We start from the raw sequence: 17668 nt of genomic DNA on the forward strand, positions 1-17668 counted from the left end.
GTATAAATGAGTTTTTCTTCTTCACCCGTAGTATCCCTTCGCGATGTAGCTGTTTACCAGGACAGCAACACCATATTGAGTGGCGTAAGTTTTGATATTGAAAAAGGTGAGTTTGTGTACCTTGTAGGGCGCACAGGCAGCGGGAAAAGTTCGTTACTGAAAACTCTTTACGCTGACCTGCCTTTGTTAACAGGTTCTGCGTTCATCTCTGATTTTAATTTAACTAAACTTCCGCGTAAAAAGATACCTTTTCTGCGTCGCCGTATCGGTATCATTTTCCAGGATTTCCAATTGCTGTTTGACCGTAGCGTAGCCGAGAACCTGAGTTTTGTGCTGCGCGCAACCGGCTGGAAGGATAAGAGCAAGATAAAGCAACGTATTTCGGAAGTGCTGATGCGTGTAGGCCTGGACTCAGCTGCGAACAAAATGCCCCACCAGCTTTCGGGTGGAGAGCAGCAGCGTATTGTTGTTGCCCGCGCCCTGCTGAACGAGCCGGTTATACTTATTGCTGATGAACCAACGGGTAACCTTGACCCGATCGTAGCCGATGGCATCATGCAGCTTTTCATGGAGATCAACAACAGCGGTACGGCCGTACTGATGGCAACGCACAACTACGAGATCATCAACCGTTACCCGAAACGGGTACTTAAGTGCGAAAGCGGTAAGGTACTAGACTCTAATAAAGAAACCTTCGCGTTCACGACAGCCAATTACTAATTAATCTGCTGGCTGGGTGATGTTCGCGTCTTTCCGGATGCGGATGTATTCGTTTCTGGCCGCTTCAATTTCAGACTGAGCTTCCGGCGTCAATTCTTTTGACAGGCCTTCGGCTCTGTTACTCAACGCATTCCACCAGCCTTCAATCAGTTGCCAATCTGTGTAGGTATAGTTTTTATAGTTTGCATTTACTTGTTCTACAAAATGTTTGTAAGTAGGAGCCAGGTCCGCTGCCGTTAGCACCGACATATCATCAGTCTGCACTTTTAAGCCAAGCATGTCTTTACGCATTTTGTAGCGTTTGCTGATTTCTTCCTGCTTCACCTTAATCTTTCCTTCAGCTTCCTCAAAACGATTACCCAGGTCCTCAAATTCCTGTTCCTGCTCTGGCGAGTAATAATCTTTGGCTATTAAGGCTTGGTTCTCAAGGCTATCATGCTGTAAGAGCAGGGTGTTGGTCCGTGTCAGCCAGATACTGTCAGGTTCGGAACCATCTATAGCGCGGGCAGTATCTTTTTCTACCTGCGTTACAAAATTCTTATAGTTTTGGAGTGCTTCCTGGTTTGTGTTGTCGCGGTCCCCGTTGCAGTTGCAGAAGAATAGCAAGGCCAGGGAGAAAGAGAGGTAAGTATAAAATTTCTGTGTCATAGTATAGTCTTATAGAGATACTTAACTCAGGTTAACGGCTCCATAAAACGAGGGTTGCAGCCAGATAGGTAATTACCACCCAGTGTAGGTTCTTATAAGCTTTCGCACCCAGTCATTCAGCTCCGGGTATACTTTAAAGCCCAGCGTCAGCGACCCGTAAACTATAGTTATCACCACGGAGCGCACGACTATATCCAGGAACACATTGCCGAGGTAAGGAATCAGATAAGAAACGCCCAGCGCAACAGCTGCAATTATAGTTATACCCACTGAACTCCAGGCGAATGGTTGCATTTTGTATATCCACTGCACAAAGAACATCCGCAACAGGTTGATGAAAACCAGCGACAGCATAGTTGCAAAAGCGGCGCCATTCATGCCATAAAGGGGTATAAAAATATAGTTGGTCCAGATAGTAAGGCCGGCCAGTACGATATTAAAAAGAAGGTCCCAGCGGTATTTGTCGGAAGTAGCCAGGATGATGCCGTTGATGCCGGTTGCCAGGTCTACGAGTCGGGCTATAGCCAGTAATAGTACCACGTATTTGCCTTGACGGTACGTTTCTGGCATAAACGAGAACAGGTTATCAATATTCGCCCAAATGCCTACGAAAAGAAGTAAACCGATAATCAGGTTGATGAGCGTAATCTGTTTATAGAACTTACCTAGGCCCGGCAGGTTCTTGTCTTTCCAGAACTCGGCTACCTGCGGAAAGGCAATTTTATAGATGGCCAGTGCCGGCGTAATAATGGCGCTGGTAATAAAAAATGCTGTGGTGTAGATACCATTAGCGCCGAGACTAACAGCACTGATCATGACCTGATCCACAGTTTTGATGATGGTAACCGACACGTTGCCCATGAACGTGAACAACCCGAAGAACAGCATTTCGCGCAACGGAATTATACCGGCAGCCACCGCCAGCGACGGCCTGATGTGAAACTGTTTAAGCCACATGGTATACACCATCAGCACCAGCGCAATAGCCGAGTTAATGCCCACATACAGCACCACAAACGTATGGAAATCCATCACGCCGAATGTATACACCACCAGTAGCACCAGAATCAGGAAGCGCGACAGGAAATCCTTTACAAACGACGAAACTATAGTTTTGAAAAGCGACCGGAGGTAAGCTGTGAACAGGTTGAACAACAGCGTGAAAAAGGCCAGCGGTATGATGTAGTAATAGTAATCCAACAGAAGGCCGGAGTTTTCGCGGTAATAGTCGGATATAGCTGGCTTAAACAGCAGAAAGAGGATTGTTATTAGCCCAAAACCCAGCATAGGCACCGAGAGCAGCAGAAACAGGAAACCGTGGTGTTGTTTTGCTTTGTCGCGGAAGTAGGGGAAGTAGCGCACGCTCATGTTTACAAAACCGAGTGCCGCAAACTGGGCAAACATTTCGGAAATGGTAAGCAAAAGGCGCGTCAAGCCCACCTGTTCTTCGTTCAGGATGTTCGGGAAAAGCAGGATCACGTTCACGTAACCGATCGCGATACCGGCATACGAGATCACGGTGTTCCAGATACCTTCGCGCTGTAAAGTTCTACTCATTGGCTAAAGTCAGGTAGCAAAGGTAAAGGTTTTGGGGCTTGTATGAATAAATAAAATAAGGGCAACTATAGTTACTTTACAACCTCTAACCAGCCTTTATAGTCTTTTTTGGTAAGCCGGCTTTTTATGTTGTAGTAGTAAATTCCGGTAGCTCCGGTAGTCCAGGTATTATCATATCCCGAACGTTTGTAGATGCTTTTGCCCCAACGGTTAAATATCTCTATGTCGATGTTATCAATGTTTAAGCCACCTACCACAAAGGTGTCATTCTTGCCGTCGTTGTTAGGCGTGATGATGTTTGGGATGATAGGGCATTCGTCAGCTTCCACATTAAAATTTGTGATTATTTGACAGCCTTGGGAAGTTGTAGTTGTTACACTATAGGTACCTGCTGCTTTAACCTGAATAGCTTGTGATGTTTGCCCGTTACTCCATAAGTATACAGAATTCTGACTGATTGGAGCCTTTAAGGTTACAGGGGTATCGTTACAGGACAAGTATTCTGAAGCTTCTGTATTTGTTGAAGGCAGGTTACGAGAGGTTATCGCAAATTCACCATAATTAAAAGCGTTATTATAGCGTATAACAGGTGAATTTATAGTATCGGCTACTGCTTGCCAGCTTGAGGCAGTATTATCTGAACGTCTGTATAAAGTAATGCCACACGTAAGCGCATAATCTTTATAAGACACTTTATACTTTTTGTTACTGTTTCCAACTTTAAAAACGCCAAAATAGGCATCTACTGTCTGAGCATTATTTATGCCATTTGTTTGCGCCGGTGGTGAATTGACCTTGTAAAGATGAAAGCCCATTATAGTTGGATCAACATTTAATACAGAGAAGTTTGAAACATTAGTAGTGACCAACTCAAGTGAGCTATCCCATTTGTTTGTATATCTGTATACGCTTATATCGCCTATCGGCGCACCTGAAATAACCCAGGCTGAACTTGGGCTCATGTTTTTAAAGGTACCGTTTATTTTTGATGCACTTAAGTCCTGTATAGTGCTGCCTGTACCATCATTTAAATTAAAGTAAGCTACAAGATCGGTAGATGTAGGTAGAACTTTCTGACACATATTCTGGCGGATCTCATCTTGAGAAAGCGCTCTTTTCCATATTCTGACTTCATCTACCTGGCCTTTATAGTTTTCATTATTTGCCAGGAAATCTTTTCCAATTGCCATCATGGCTGTGCTTGTCAGATTGGTAGCGTTGTAGCCAGAAACTAATTGGTTCTGTAAAATGCCATCTACATAAATTTGCCAGGTACCGTTTTCGCTAACCCCGGCAAGGTGGTGCCATTGATTATCATTAACTAACACGCTGGAATAACCTGATATTTTATAAATCCCAGAGCCATCTCTGCCAGCAAATGCTGCTTTTCCCTCTTTGATAATTAAATGATAGCCACCCTGAGCATCTCTGTCATATTTGCCAACTATCCAATGGTATTTATAAGAACTGGTCTTGACCCAAGCTTCTGCAGTAATAGTTGATGTAATTCCTCTATTATTAGTCCCGCATTCTATATAATCATCATTTCCATCTAAACTAATAGCCTTGCCAGGCCCCTGTGCACTTGATAAATTCGAAACTGAAAGGAGTATTAAAACTAACAGGAAGTTTAGAGTTGTTTTCAAGGGCGCTGAATAAAATATGATTGTAATTTTAGTAATCTAAATATAATAGAGATTTCCCTATTTTAAAATTGATTTGATGTGAAGCAATGCCAGTTCACCGCTTCTACCATCATATTCGGTACCAACGGTAGCGTTATAGTAAGCAGCCCGCTGGTACACGTCAGGTTTGTTTTGCAGATGCTCCTGTAGTAATGCCCTCAAGCCCTCATAGTCTGTACAAGCATCCACCAAGCCTTGTGCTATAAAACCATAGTAATCGTGCAGGTTCTCCTTCGTGTTCATATTATAAAATATCGACCAAACATTTAGCAAAACAGCTTCCAGGTGTATACCAGAGTTTCCGCTTAACTGTACATCAATCCGGCGCAGGTAATCAAAGGTCGGTTCTGTACGTCCATCTGAAATGCTGATGTTGGAGCTTATAGCTGTGATAGCGCTATAGCTGCGGGTATCGCGTGGGTGGGGGCGAAGGATAAAATTTATAGTTGGGAAATCTAGAGTCAACTGGCACAATAACTTTTCTACCTCCGAAATATCATCCATCAAGTTGCAGCCAATTCCTATAGTTTTTATTTTTCTTTTGTGGTTTCTATAGTTGACATACGCATCAGCTTTCGGCATTCCGATCAACTCTACTTTGCCTTCCACAGGCCCGCATAATTTATATTTATCCAGCGCGTCCTGGCCTTCCAACAGGTTCAGGTCAAACTGCAGGGGCGGGAAGATCGGGCTTATACTGGCATGTTGAATATAAGCTGTTTTGATTCCGGCAGCTTTTGCGGCAAGCAACATGGCACGTGCATCGGGGTTGTGGTCGTTAGCGAAAACTATAGTTGCTGGCTTGTATTTTCGCAGCTTCTGCAGGTACACTTCATAAAACCCGACAGCATCAAACAGCACATCATAAAAACGAAGTGTGCTTTCTTTTTTGTGTTTCAGGAACTCCAGGTAGAGTGGCAGAAATTTATAGTAATAAACTACTTTTCTGCGAAGCGACAGCCGGTTAACTATAGCATTGTATTTCCCGATATCCTTACTTTGACCGGCCACAAAAACAGCATCAGACAAACCTGCTTCTATAAACTTCAGGCTGTCGTAATTATTCTGGCTTACCACATACAACCACACCTTTCCCTGCAGTTTCTCTGGTTGCTTCACCTGCTTAAACATGTTCCCGATCAGCCTGATCAAACTATAGCCGGCTACTTTTAAAAAGCGTTTAGGCGGTTGGGCAGGAGATACGGCGTTCCTGGCACTCTCCGGTAAACTATAAAAGCCTTCTGAAAAGTGCAGGTGTAAGATGTTGTTATAGAGGGTGTACCATTTCTTCATGGGCTATACCATGTCCCAGGTGAACGGAGTTCCGGCTTTAATATCGGTAGCTGCAGGTTTACCCAGTAGTTCGTCGTAGTGTTTTGGTGCCAAGCCTAGTCCCGGACGAATAACCCGGATATTTTCTTTGGTAAGTGTTTCGCCGGCTTTAATATCCTGGGCTGCATATACTGAGCGTTTGAACAAACGGCTTTTTTCTTCGGCCTTCTGAACGCCATACTGTACATGCCCCATCGCCAGCCACGCCCTTTCCGATTCCACCACTAACATTTGCAGCTCTTCCGGCTCCAGCGAAAAAGCAGAATCCACCCCGCCATCAGCACGACGCAGTGTAAAATGTTTCTCAATAACGGTAGCACCCAATGCCACTGCAGCCACTGCTGCACCCACACCCATGGTATGGTCCGACAGGCCGACCTGCACGCCGTATAGTTCGCGCATGTGCGGTATTGTTAGCAGGTTCGTGTTTTCGGGGGTAGATGGATAGGTACTTGTACACTTCAGTAAGATAAGCTCCTTGCAACCGGAATTACGCAAAACCTCTACCGCTTCGGCTACTTCCTGCACAGTAGCAGCGCCTGTGCTCATAATAACCGGTTTGCCGGTAGCAGCCACTTTGCGCAGCAGTGGGTGGTCAGTGTTCTCGAACGATGCAATCTTATGAACCGGAGCGCCTAGTTCTTCAAGGAAATCAACAGCAGTTTCATCAAAAGGCGACGAAAAAGCGATCATGCCTCGCTCTATTGCTCTTTCGAAAATTGGTTTATGCCACTCCCAGGGCGTGTAAGCTTCTTTGTACAAGTCGTATAGTTCGCGGCCTTTCCAAAGCGAATTTTGGTCCTCAATAGTGAAAGCGCCCGGCAATGTCATGGTGTCGGCGGTGTAGGTTTGCAGCTTTATGGCATCGGCCCCTGCATCGGCAGCAGCATCCACTATAGCCAGCGCGCGCTCCAGCGACTGGTTATGGTTGCCCGACATTTCGGCAATGATAAAAGGCTTATGGTTTGGCCCAACCATGCGGCCGGCTATGTTTATATCTTTGATCATGATTGTTTAAATCTATACTTTTTGAGGCAAATCCAGCACAAAACGGTGCGCATCGGGATGTTGCGGATCTGGTGCGTCATAGGCAAAACCGGCTTTCTCGAATGCCCTTACCGAGGCTAAATTATCCTTCTGCACCAGCCCTACTATAGTTTTTATAGTTTTATTCTCACGAGTGAGTTTGCTGACTCCTTTTTGTAAAACACTGTGGCCAAGTCCCTTGCTCCTGAAGCCCTTGCTGATCAGGTAGCTTATTGTTGCCGTGTCAGCGTTCACATCAAACCGGATCTGTGCGGCAGGAGTGCCAATTATTTCTGCAATATAAAACGTAGTGCTGGCATCTTCCAGTTTTGCCTTGTACCAACGGATATGGTTTTCAAGTAAAATTGGCTCCGGATTAAAGGAATGCTTACGAACTTCAGAATCATTATTCCAGTCGAAAACCAATTTTATATCTTCTATAGTAGCGTGGCGCAAAGCAAGGTTGGTAGTAAGGCTAAGTTGCTGGAATACCTGACGTAACCGTTCGTCACTGTTGCCATCAAAATACTGTCGTTGAACAGCTATCTGCGCTTCAAACTGATCCGGCACGTCCTGCTTTAAAGCATCAGAACTATAAACCTGTGCAACTCCGTTCTCTGTCAGAAATTTATATAAACCGGCTTGGTTATCGGCTGTCTGTTTTACAAAAAGCACACCGCCAACTGCTGCATATTCGTATGCCACGCCGCTTGCCGATGTAATAGCTACTGCACACTTTTTCATCAGGCTGGCCATTTGTGAGGCGTCCAGGTTTTGGTGCAGTCTATAGTTTTTGTGCGCGTGCAGCCAATCCTGTAGTTCAGGTAAATGTTTGTAAGCGCTTCCAACTACAACCTGTATAGTTGCCATAGTTTGCACTTCTGCCAGTTCCTTAGCTATTTGTAAGGTATGGTTATCTGGATCGGCGCCGCCCAGGTTTAGCAGGATCTTGAGCTTGCCTTTCGGTAATTCTCTTTTTGCTTTTGATGCTTTTAAGAATGGCTCCCGCAGCAAAGCATATTCCGGGCCGAGCAGCAGTTTGGTGTAAGGCGCAGTTCTATAGTTTGATGCTTCTACACCGCCTGCCTGATTCAGTATCACATCCGCCACAAAAGGGTAGGAGTGAATATCATCAATACAAACCAACACCGCATCACGCGATTTTATAGTTTGCTGGTATTCCGTGCCGAAATTATAGCCATCCAGCACCACGATCTCTTCTTCCGAAATATAGGCCGCCAGTTCATAGGTAAATCGGGCTTCGCCGGGGGTGCAGACCGGTAATGTTATTAGTCCGTGACAAGTCTGGAGTATCTGTTCTTTTAAAGCTTTGTCGGGTTCCTGTATCGCAAACACGCACTCAAAGTCATCGCGCAGTATAGCCGCCAGCGCCAGCGAACGCACCACATGACCCAAGCCTATGCGGCTGTTGCCATCTGCCCTGAAAATGATACGGCGGTTTGTGTTCATTTATTTATAATCTGGTCAGTGCCCGTGTAAAACCTGCTTTTTGCAGCAATTGTTTCGCCTGTTGTATTTCATCTGCTTCATCAGCAAAAGCGGTTCGTTGTGTGTTTCCGGCATTCACGTCTTTTAGCCACAAGTTCTTCTGCAGTAGTTCCACGATTTCTTCAAAACCAAAAAGGTGCTGTGCAGGATACATCTTTTCGAACAGCAACGATGCCAGTGCGTAATCCGAAGGATAATCTACAGTCAGGCGCAAATCTTTTACCGGAAAATCAAAAGGTATAGTTAGCCTGTTAAAACCAGCTTCTCTTCGGACATACGGTGTTACATGCTCACGGTCTGCCTGCTCGCTTGCTTTGTCAGCAGCCAGTTTTAATGCCGAAAAAGATATAACTTCTATGTTCGTTCCCAGCGGGAGGCCCTCGGTTATAGTATAATCTGCATCTTTGTAAATATGGTGCTGTATGGCTGCGTCTATAGTTTCGGGCGATATAAACGGGTTGTCGCCTGTCAGGCGCACGATAATATCAAGATTATAGTTGGCAGCTGCTTTTACAAACCTGTCAAGCACATCCTGCTCATCGCCCCTAAAGAAAACTATAGCCTGTTCTTTACATAAACTTTCAATGGCATTATCTGCAGTATTTTCAGTCGTGGCAACTATAACTTCATCAACTTTAGTGGCTGCTTTGGCGCGGTTTATCACATGCTGCAGCAGGGCAGGGCCACCGCTAAAGGGCAGTGGCAACAAGGCTTTGTTAGGCAACCGCTCGGAGCCAAGGCGTGCCTGGATGATCGCGCCAACTTTTACCATGCGGTCCAGCCTCCGTCTATCACCATATTTTGTCCGGTCATAAACGCCGAAGCGTCAGATGCCAAATACACAAAAGCGCCTTTCAGATCATCAGGGTTGCCAATGCGGTTCAATGGATTTTTACGCTGTAGTTGCGTTATAAACTTCTCACTCTGCTGTACATTTTCACTTGGGAAAGGGCCAGGCGTAACGGCATTTACAGTAATGCTATATTTACCCAGGTAGCAAGCAAAGTAGCGCGTAAGCTGCAGTACGCCGGCTTTGGCAGCACCATAGTGCGGCGGATTCAGGAAAGATGGGTTGTCGTCGTAAATACTAAAGTCCGGAGAAACCAAACCGTACATAGAAGCCACATTTATGATGCGTCCGCCACGCTCTTTCAGGAATGGCACTGCTTCCCGGATGCAGCGGTACACGCTGTTCAGGTTGCCGTCAATGCCATACGCCCATTCTTCATCTGTCAGCGCTTCCGGGTTCTGGCCTTTGGAGTAAAAAGCGTTGTTTACTAGCACATCTACCGTTCCTGCCTCTTGTTTTATAGTTTCAAAGGCATCTTTAATAGTTTGCGTGTCAGCTATGTCGCAGTACTGGAATTTTATAGTTTCCGGAATCCCCGGGAATGCATCGTTGAATTTATCCTGGCTTCGGCCCAGCACATAAACTATAGCGCCAGCTTCGGCAAGGCCTTTTGTTATAGCCGTACCCAGATGACCGTAACCGCCCGTAACAAGCGCTACTTTACCTTCCAGAGAAAACAGTTGGTTTATAGTTTGATTCATGGAGTTGGCCACTTATAAGGTAGTATGATGTCTTCGTTATCTTCTCTAAGTTGCTGTAATTCTGACAAAAGTTCTTTCGGAAATTCCAGATCACAATAACTGATGTTTTCCTGTAAGGTTTGCAGGCTTTCTATGCCGATAACTATGTTGTTAATATTACTATTAGCAAGAGCAAAACCCAAGGAAACAGCACCAACAGGCAGGTTATAGTTTGCTGCCAGCTGCTGCAATGTCGTAATTTTATCAGCTACGGGTGCAAGATGTTCTGGTAATTGATCCGGTTGCATAAAGTACAGTCCCTGCAGGTATACCGAGCGCACATGCGTTTCGATGCCGCGTTTTTGTAGTTCAGGCAGGATCTGCTCAAACCGCCTATCAAAGATACTATAGGGCAACTGTACTATATCGATCGGGGCATTCTGGTTAAGCAGTTTTTCGGCCTCGGCAGGGTGATAAAGCGAGATACCGATCTTCTGTACTTTACCTTTCGTTTTAAGCGCCAGTAGTTGCTCTATAATTGCCGGATCACTGCTATACGAACTATAACTATGCAACAGGTAACCATACAAATTATCTACACCCAATTGCTCCAGAGATGACTCAAAAGCCTGTTTTATAGTTAGCTCAGGTTTATTAGGCGGATACTTGGATATGATTTTGAAATGTGCGCCGGAGGCAGAAATAGCTTGTTTTATAGTTTGTTCGCTGTTACCATAAGCGGCCGCCGTATCCAGGGTTGTGATGCCGGCTTTTTTAGCTTCTAAAAGTATAGTTTGTACTTCGGGTAACTGCAGTTGGCCACGCTGGTTGCTGATGCCATAGTTGAGCCCGAACTGGGCTGTGCCCAACACCAGTTTCGCTATATTTTTCGCTCCGGCTGCGTTCACTATTTCACAAACTCCTTTACCTTCTCAATCACAAATTCTTGCTCCTCTGCCGTCAGGCTCGGGTACATAGGCAAACTCAGGCACTGGCTATAGTATAGTTCGGCTTCGGGGTAGTCGCCTTTTTTAAAGCCAAGATCTCTATAATATGGCATAGTGTGGGCCGGGATATAATGTACCTGTGCAAAAATATTGTGCGTTCTAAGAAAATCATACAGGCCTTTTCGATCAGCTACTTTTATCACGTACAGGTGGTAGGCATGGCCGGTTTCGCTGTCTTCCTGCAGCGCCTCAGTGGCAGTCTGTAATATTTCTATGCCGTCTACGTAAGCAAATGCTTCGTCATATACTTTGGCAATTCCCCGTCGTCTTGCCAGTCCGGCATCAGCACGTTGTAACTGCGAAATACCTAAGGCGCACAGCATGTCCGGAATTCTATAGTTGTAGCCCAGTTCCTGCATTTCCATGTACCATGGGCCGTGGTTTTCTTCAAGCAGTTGCGGGTCGCGGGTGATGCCGTGGGTGCGGTAAAGCAGTAGTTTCTGGTAAAGGGCTTCGTCGTTAGTGGTGATCATGCCGCCTTCGCCGGTCGCGATGTGTTTTACCGGGTGAAATGAGAAAATAGCCAAGTCAGCATAGTTGCTGTTTCCGCAGAGCTGCTTTTCGCCGTTACTATCAATAAAATAACCGCCCGGTGCATGGCAGGCATCTTCGATTATCCATAAACCATACTCATCAGCCAGTTTCCTGAATTCTTCCAGGTTCACGGTATTTCCTGCAAAATCAACAGGAATGATGCCGGTATAGTATCCTTTGGGTTTGCTCTCGAGCAACGCGCGTACTTTATTTATATCCAGTAGGGCAGTAGTAGGGTCGATATCAACAAACTCTATAGTTCCGCCGCAATAGCGCACGCAATTAGCCGATGCCACAAACGTGATAGGGGTTGTAATTACCCGAGATTTTTCATTTACACCTAACGCCATCGCGCACAAATGCAGTGCCGCCGTTCCGTTGCTTACCGCCACCGCATACTTTGCACCCACATAGTTGGCAAAAGACTGCTCAAACTCCGCCACCTTAGGTCCCTGCGTCAGGAAATCCGATTGCAACGTAGCCACTACCGCATCAATATCGTCCTGTGTAATGTGCTGCCTGCCGTAAGGAATTGGCTCCATATAATGAGTAATTAAGAATGATTAATGAGTAATAAGTGATGTAATAAAATGAGAATTAGTCATTCATAATTACACACTAAACTCCGGATCTACGTGCTGGCGTATCTGGTCGCGGAGTTGCTCTGCTGACAGCCATTCGTCGTTGGTGCCGGAGTTGTATTTAAAGCCAATTTCAACCATTTTACCATTAAAGGCTTTCAGGAAATCTTCAGTTGTCCAGGTTGGCGTAGATGGCAATATCACGTAGTATTTATCTAACTCTACTGTGTTCAGCGAGTCGGTTTCGGTTATCATTTCCTCATGCAGTTTCTCTCCCGGACGAATACCTACGATCTCCTGTTTACAATTCGGACCAATGGCTTTTGCAAGTTCTGTGATCACATATGATGGAATTTTCGGAACAAAAATCTCACCGCCCCAATGTGTTTCCAGCGCATGGAACACCATTTCTACACCTTCTTCCAGCGAAATATTAAAGCGTGTCATGTCCTGGTGCGTGATCGGTAAAACACCTTCTTCGCGCTTCTTCAGGAAAAACGGTACTACTGAGCCACGGGAGCCAATTACGTTTCCGTAACGCACTACCGAGAACTTGATATCGCGCTTGCCTTTCATGTTATTAGCTGCCACAAACAGCTTATCAGAACATAATTTGGTAGCGCCATATAGGTTAATAGGGGCAGCCGCTTTATCTGTTGATAGAGCAACCACGTCTTTTACGCCGCAATCCAGGGCCGCATTAATGATATTCTCTGCACCCAGTACATTGGTTTTGATGCACTCCATGGGGTTGTACTCAGCGGCAGGAACCTGTTTCATGGCAGCCGCATGGATAATGATATCGATCCCTTCGCAGGCACGTTTAAAGCGCTCGCCATCACGCACATCACCAATAAAGTAGCGGATAGATTTGTACTTGCTGTGCGGGAAGGTCTGAGACATTTCGAATTGCTTCAACTCATCGCGTGAGTAAATCACCAGTCGTTTCACATCCGGAAAACGGGCATATACCATCTCCACGAATTTTTTTCCAAACGAGCCCGTGCCACCCGTTACCAGTATAGATTTATTATTGAGGTCTAATGCCATGCTTTATTTTTTGCTTAATACACCGGGCACGTTGTGGTTACCCGACACAAGGTGCAAGTTAAATATTTAATTGTTGATTGAATTAATTGTTGAATAGATTAATTGTTATATGTTGTCAATTTATGGGATAGAGCAGTTTCTTTACTATAAACTATAATTCGTACTTTCGGGGATAGTTTTGCCCTCATGATAAAAAAGCTACTGTTTAAACTGCTTCATTCGGCCGGTTATTATTTTCGTTACACATCGGTACTGCATCATCCTTCTAAACGGGTACTGGCGCAAACACAGGTGTTGTTTTTTAATGAAGAGGAGAGGGACTTCCTGGAAAAATCGGCGGCCAGTTTTAACTATAGTTTGGATTATAGTTTGGGTTACCGGCAGAAAGAGCAGTTTTTAGTTACGCTGAACAAAGCTGTGATCTTAGGCAATTCAGGGGCTGTAGTTCAGGATGGGAAAGTTGTAGTGGAGTCGGTTTTTGATGTGAGCCGACTTGCAAAATCCCCTGCTTTTAAAACACCTGCGTTGCTGCTCTCAAACTATAAAAAGGGCCTTTATACGTCAGTGTTGCATTTTCCCTGGGCCGAAAATAACAACTATCACTGGTTCTTCGATTGTCTGCCGCGCATATACCATGTGCTGCAAACTATACAACAGCCAATCAACATCATTATGCGCCGCGACCTGCCAGCCTACCAGCATGAAACTATGCTGTTTATACTTTCTGAATATCCGAAGGCAAAAGTGGTATATATCGGCAAACATGAGAAGTGGGAAACAGAGCAATACATTCTTCCGTCTTTTGTAAGTAATGCCCAAAGTGGTTACCTGCCGCAACCTATAAGCGCATGGCTTCGCGAAAAGATATGGAAAGGCTATAAGGTAGAGAAGACCAGCCAGAAAAAAAGAATCTACATCAGCAGGGCCAATGCCAAAACCCGCCGTGTGCTTAACGAAACCCAGCTGTTGTCTTTGCTTAGCAACTATGGCTTTGAAGTGATCCGGGCAGAAGAGATGACCTACCAGCAGCAAGTGCAGCTATTTTATAACACTGAAGCTGTAATTGCCCCACACGGTGCCGGTTTGACCAACCTTTTATTCTCTGAGCATTGCAATGTTCTGGAGTTTCACCCGGCTAACCTCATTAAAACGCATTATTTCCTGCTATGCAAAGGCTTAGGATTTAACTATAGTTCTATAGTTGGATCGGCTGGAGATGTGTCGGAAAACTATAGTGTTGATGAGCATGCAGTGGAGGAATGGTTGAGGAGGCTATAATTTTCTGAATCAGGATTTTCAGAATTAGTTTGGATTTACAGGATTATTATAGACCTAGCATTGTGCGCAGCTACTGCAAGAGTCTGGTTTTATAGTTTCCGTGGTCCAGCCATCCCCAACCCTCCTTAACTAAGGCGGGGAGTTTTCTGCTTTTTACTTTGTCATCTCGAACAGCGTGAGAGATCTGATACAGTTTAACATCCCCCTTCGCCCCCTTCAAAGGGGGACTTTCTACTATTGTTTCCTTTGGCTTTATAGTTCTATAGTTGCAGTCCATCCACGGACAGGTCGTGACCTGTGCCTATGGAAATACAACCACGATAAATCTCGAAGCTTACAATTTCAAACTATAGATAGGCGGTTGCGATGCGAAAGATCGCAGTCTTTGGGTTGAGCGCCTTGTGAATATCTGGTGCCGCAGGCATTGCGACGCAGGAGCAAAAGAGATTCGCACAGCGCGATGCCCGAAGACGGGGCCTCCCGGCCGTGAGGGAGCCAAGTTGAAGATGAAACTATAGGTAAGTAAAGCTCCCAGGATTAGAGGTAGTTTAAAAGGACAGCTGGTATAAAAAAAACGCAACAAGTATAAACTTGCTGCGCTTCTCAATTTCTAATAATAAACTATAGTTTACTTCTTAGCTTTAGGCTTTGCTGCAGTTTTGGGTTTTGCTGCAGCCTTCGGCTTAGCCGCTGCTTTTTTAGCTGGAGCTTTTTTGGTAGCTGATTTCTTTTCAGTTGTAGTAGTTTCAGCTTTCTTTTTAAACCCGCCTTTTCCTTTTTTCTCAGGCGTTGCTTCAGCCAGGTCCAGACATTCCTGTAAAGTTAGTTCTGAAGGTTCTTTGCCTTTCGGGATCTTTACGTTTTTCTTACCAACTACTATATAAGGACCATAACGACCGTTCAGCACCTGTACATCCGGATTCTCGTCAAACGATTTGATCAGCTTTTCGGCTTCAGCTTTACGTTTCTGCTCAATCAGAGCAATAGCTTCTTCTGGTGTTACAAGCATTGGATCAAGGTGCTTCGGCAACGACACGAATTTGCTGTTGTGGCTGATATACGGACCAAAACGACCAATTGCAGCTTTCATTTCCTTATCTTCATACATACCAACCACGCGTGGCAGTTTAAACAATTCCAAGGCATCTTCTAACGTAATACTTTCTAGAAACTGACCTTTGCGCAGGCTGGCATAAGTTGGTTTTTTACCAGTTTCAGGATCTTCTTCGCCCAACTGTACATACGGCCCGAAACGACCAAGTTTGGCAATTAATTTCTCCCCGGAAACGGGGTCTGTTCCAAGCTCGCGGGCACCCGAAACATCTGCACGATTAATGTTTTCACTCGACTCAATACGTGCATGGAATTTACCATAGAACTTATCAAGCATCGATTTCCACTCTTCATTTCCCTGCGCGATCTCATCAAATTCAGCTTCAACTTTAGCTGTAAATGAATAGTCTATGACAGTCGGAAAATGCTCTACCAAAAAGTCATTTACCACCATGGCCATATCCGTAGGGAAGAGTTTCGCCTTCTCAGCGCCGGTCATTTCTGTTTTGGTCTGACTGCTAACCTGGTCTTTGCTGAGCGTGAGCACACGATAAGGTCTTTCTTTACCTTCTCTGCTGTCCTTCTCTACATATCCGCGCTTCTGTATAGTTGAGATGGTAGGTGCGTAAGTAGAAGGGCGTCCAATTCCCATTTCTTCCAGTTTCTTTACAAGGCTGGCTTCCGTATAACGGGCTGCCGGGCGGCTATAACGCTGTGTAGCCAGCATCTGGCGCAGGCTTATAGTTTGTCCCACAGAAATAGGAGGGAGCATGCCTTTTACATCTTCATCCGTAGCATCATCATCATCTTTCGACTCAATATAAACCGTCAAAAAACCTTCGAATTTGATGACCTCACCAGTAGCAATAAGTTTTTCTGGTTGGGTAGAGATCCCTATAGTTGCCGTTGTTTTCTCTATTTCAGCATCAGCCATTTGCGAGGCGATGGCACGTTTCCAGATAAGTTCGTACAGACGCTGCTCATTGCGGTCGTTGCTGGCGGTTAGCTGCGAAAAATCAGTCGGACGGATGGCTTCGTGCGCTTCCTGAGCAGATGCTGACTTAGTTTTAAAACGACGTGTTTTTACAAATTTCTCCCCAAACGAATTCTGGATAGCGTTAGAGGCACCCTGTATAGCTTCTTCCGATAAATTAACGGAGTCAGTTCGCATGTAGGAGATCTTACCGGCTTCGTACAGGCGTTGAGCTACCGTCATGGTCTGCGCAACTGAGAAATATAGTTTACGACTGGCTTCCTGTTGTAAGGTAGAGGTCGTGAACGGAGGAGCGGGGCTGCGCTTCAGCGGCTTTTTCTCCAGGTTCTCTATAGTATAAGCTGCTCCAATGCATTTTTCTAAAAAGGCCTGTGCTTCTTCTTCGGTTTTATACTTTGTTGGCAGTTCAGCTTCCAGAGTTTTGCCCTGTACATCAAAAGAGGCCGTGATTCTGAAAGATGCTTCTGATTTAAATTTCTCTATCTCGCGCTCGCGCTCTACTACCAGACGCACAGCCACAGACTGCACTCTGCCAGCTGATAAACCGGTCTTGATCTTTTTCCAGAGAACAGGAGAAAGTTCGAAACCAACCAGGCGGTCAAGTATACGGCGGGCCTGCTGTGCGTTTACCAGGTCCATGTCTATGTTGCGCGGCGAATTAATCGCGTTCAGGATAGCGTTTTTGGTTATCTCCCTGAATACAATGCGGCGAACTTTAGAGTCGTTTAGATTAAGGGCTTCGGTCAGGTGCCACGAAATAGCTTCTCCTTCGCGGTCATCATCCGATGCCAGCCATACGGTATCTGCTTCTTTTGCCAGTTTACGGAGTTGAGCAACTACTTCTTTTTTGTCGCTACTAATAACATAAGTGGGCTTAAATCCATTTTCGATGTCGATAGCATTGTTGTCTTTAGGCAGATCACGTACGTGGCCGAAACTCGACTTTACAATGAAATCCTTTCCTAAATACCCTTCTATCGTTTTGGCCTTGGCAGGCGACTCTACTATGACTAAGTTTTTTATCATCCTTTATAGTTACAACCGGTCGGAGCTCAATTTTGCCCAAAGTTCATGTTTTTTTTCTGACTTTTACAACCTCTGGCATATAACATAGGTTTAATAGTGCTTAAATTACCTTTATTACAGAAGCAGTTATTTCCTTTA

At 45.2% G+C, this 17668-nt stretch carries 14 protein-coding genes; 2 read left to right on the forward strand and 12 right to left on the reverse strand.

Going from position 1 to position 17668, the window contains the following annotated elements; all coding sequences use genetic code 11:
- Positions 1–6: 6 nt before the first annotated feature.
- On the forward strand, positions 7–720 hold the full coding sequence (locus tag ABS362_RS14525) for a cell division ATP-binding protein FtsE (protein ID WP_350413219.1): 714 nt from the start codon (positions 7–9) through the stop codon (positions 718–720).
- Here ABS362_RS14525 and ABS362_RS14530 read toward each other — a convergent pair whose 3' ends face one another.
- The 11 genes from ABS362_RS14530 to pseB form a co-directional block, all read right to left on the reverse strand.
- Entirely contained in the window at positions 721–1368 is a 648-nt protein-coding gene (locus ABS362_RS14530) for a hypothetical protein (RefSeq protein ID WP_350413220.1), read from the reverse strand.
- A gap of 72 nt (positions 1369–1440) precedes the next feature.
- Positions 1441–2925: a lipopolysaccharide biosynthesis protein gene (locus ABS362_RS14535; RefSeq protein ID WP_350413221.1), complete on the reverse strand. Its 1485-nt coding sequence runs from the start codon at positions 2923–2925 to the stop codon at positions 1441–1443.
- Positions 2926–2996: 71 nt separating this feature from the next.
- Positions 2997–4571 (reverse strand): LamG-like jellyroll fold domain-containing protein, encoded by a 1575-nt coding sequence (locus ABS362_RS14540; RefSeq protein WP_350413222.1) that lies wholly within the window; start codon positions 4569–4571, stop codon positions 2997–2999.
- A 57-nt stretch (positions 4572–4628) separates the two neighbouring features.
- Entirely contained in the window at positions 4629–5903 is a 1275-nt protein-coding gene (locus ABS362_RS14545) for a glycosyltransferase family protein (RefSeq protein ID WP_350413223.1), read from the reverse strand.
- Between the two features lie 3 nt (positions 5904–5906).
- The gene (gene pseI, locus ABS362_RS14550; protein WP_350413224.1) at positions 5907–6950 is read right to left on the reverse strand and encodes a pseudaminic acid synthase; all 1044 of its coding nucleotides are present in this window, start codon (positions 6948–6950) and stop codon (positions 5907–5909) included.
- A 12-nt stretch (positions 6951–6962) separates the two neighbouring features.
- Positions 6963–8438, reverse strand: a complete 1476-nt coding sequence (pseG, locus tag ABS362_RS14555) for a UDP-2,4-diacetamido-2,4,6-trideoxy-beta-L-altropyranose hydrolase (RefSeq protein ID WP_350413225.1) — start codon at positions 8436–8438, stop codon at positions 6963–6965.
- Between the two features lie 4 nt (positions 8439–8442).
- Positions 8443–9249 (reverse strand): cytidylyltransferase domain-containing protein, encoded by an 807-nt coding sequence (locus ABS362_RS14560; RefSeq protein ID WP_350413226.1) that lies wholly within the window; start codon positions 9247–9249, stop codon positions 8443–8445.
- On the reverse strand, positions 9243–10028 hold the full coding sequence (locus ABS362_RS14565; RefSeq protein WP_350413227.1) for an SDR family NAD(P)-dependent oxidoreductase: 786 nt from the start codon (positions 10026–10028) through the stop codon (positions 9243–9245). The genes ABS362_RS14560 and ABS362_RS14565 overlap by 7 nt, the downstream gene beginning before the upstream one ends.
- Positions 10025–10915, reverse strand: coding sequence for an aldo/keto reductase (locus tag ABS362_RS14570; RefSeq protein ID WP_350413228.1), 891 nt, complete (start codon positions 10913–10915; stop codon positions 10025–10027). Before ABS362_RS14570 ends, ABS362_RS14565 begins: the two co-directional genes overlap by 4 nt.
- Positions 10915–12090, reverse strand: coding sequence for a UDP-4-amino-4,6-dideoxy-N-acetyl-beta-L-altrosamine transaminase (gene pseC / locus ABS362_RS14575; protein ID WP_350413229.1), 1176 nt, complete (start codon positions 12088–12090; stop codon positions 10915–10917). Before pseC ends, ABS362_RS14570 begins: the two co-directional genes overlap by 1 nt.
- A gap of 69 nt (positions 12091–12159) precedes the next feature.
- Positions 12160–13179 (reverse strand): UDP-N-acetylglucosamine 4,6-dehydratase (inverting), encoded by a 1020-nt coding sequence (gene pseB, locus ABS362_RS14580; protein ID WP_350413230.1) that lies wholly within the window; start codon positions 13177–13179, stop codon positions 12160–12162.
- Between the two features lie 186 nt (positions 13180–13365).
- Here pseB and ABS362_RS14585 point away from each other — a divergent pair, with 186 nt between their 5' ends.
- Positions 13366–14457 carry a glycosyltransferase family 61 protein gene (locus tag ABS362_RS14585; protein WP_350413231.1) on the forward strand — a complete coding sequence of 364 codons (1092 nt, stop codon included), beginning with the start codon at positions 13366–13368 and terminating at the stop codon, positions 14455–14457.
- Positions 14458–15085: 628 nt separating this feature from the next.
- Here ABS362_RS14585 and topA read toward each other — a convergent pair.
- On the reverse strand, positions 15086–17530 hold the full coding sequence (gene topA, locus ABS362_RS14590) for a type I DNA topoisomerase (RefSeq protein ID WP_350413232.1): 2445 nt from the start codon (positions 17528–17530) through the stop codon (positions 15086–15088).
- Between the last annotated feature and the right edge of the window lie 138 nt (positions 17531–17668).

Source organism: Pontibacter populi (assembly GCF_040278685.1).
GTDB classification, from domain to species: domain Bacteria; phylum Bacteroidota; class Bacteroidia; order Cytophagales; family Hymenobacteraceae; genus Pontibacter; species Pontibacter populi.

Bases quoted from the DNA above. Each gene is read 5' to 3' on its own strand.
- pseI (WP_350413224.1), bottom strand. From the start codon at position 6,950: ATGATCAAAGATATAAACATAGCCGGCCGCATGGTTGGGCCAAACCAT.
- ABS362_RS14535 (WP_350413221.1), bottom strand. From the start codon at position 2,925: ATGAGTAGAACTTTACAGCGCGAAGGTATCTGGAACACCGTGATCTCG.
- ABS362_RS14565 (WP_350413227.1), bottom strand. From the start codon at position 10,028: ATGAATCAAACTATAAACCAACTGTTTTCTCTGGAAGGTAAAGTAGCG.
- pseG (WP_350413225.1), bottom strand. From the start codon at position 8,438: ATGAACACAAACCGCCGTATCATTTTCAGGGCAGATGGCAACAGCCGC.
- ABS362_RS14530 (WP_350413220.1), bottom strand. From the start codon at position 1,368: ATGACACAGAAATTTTATACTTACCTCTCTTTCTCCCTGGCCTTGCTA.
- ABS362_RS14545 (WP_350413223.1), bottom strand. From the start codon at position 5,903: ATGAAGAAATGGTACACCCTCTATAACAACATCTTACACCTGCACTTT.
- pseC (WP_350413229.1), bottom strand. From the start codon at position 12,090: ATGGAGCCAATTCCTTACGGCAGGCAGCACATTACACAGGACGATATT.
- ABS362_RS14560 (WP_350413226.1), bottom strand. From the start codon at position 9,249: ATGGTAAAAGTTGGCGCGATCATCCAGGCACGCCTTGGCTCCGAGCGG.
- topA (WP_350413232.1), bottom strand. From the start codon at position 17,530: ATGATAAAAAACTTAGTCATAGTAGAGTCGCCTGCCAAGGCCAAAACG.
- ABS362_RS14525 (WP_350413219.1), top strand. From the start codon at position 7: ATGAGTTTTTCTTCTTCACCCGTAGTATCCCTTCGCGATGTAGCTGTT.
- pseB (WP_350413230.1), bottom strand. From the start codon at position 13,179: ATGGCATTAGACCTCAATAATAAATCTATACTGGTAACGGGTGGCACG.
- ABS362_RS14585 (WP_350413231.1), top strand. From the start codon at position 13,366: ATGATAAAAAAGCTACTGTTTAAACTGCTTCATTCGGCCGGTTATTAT.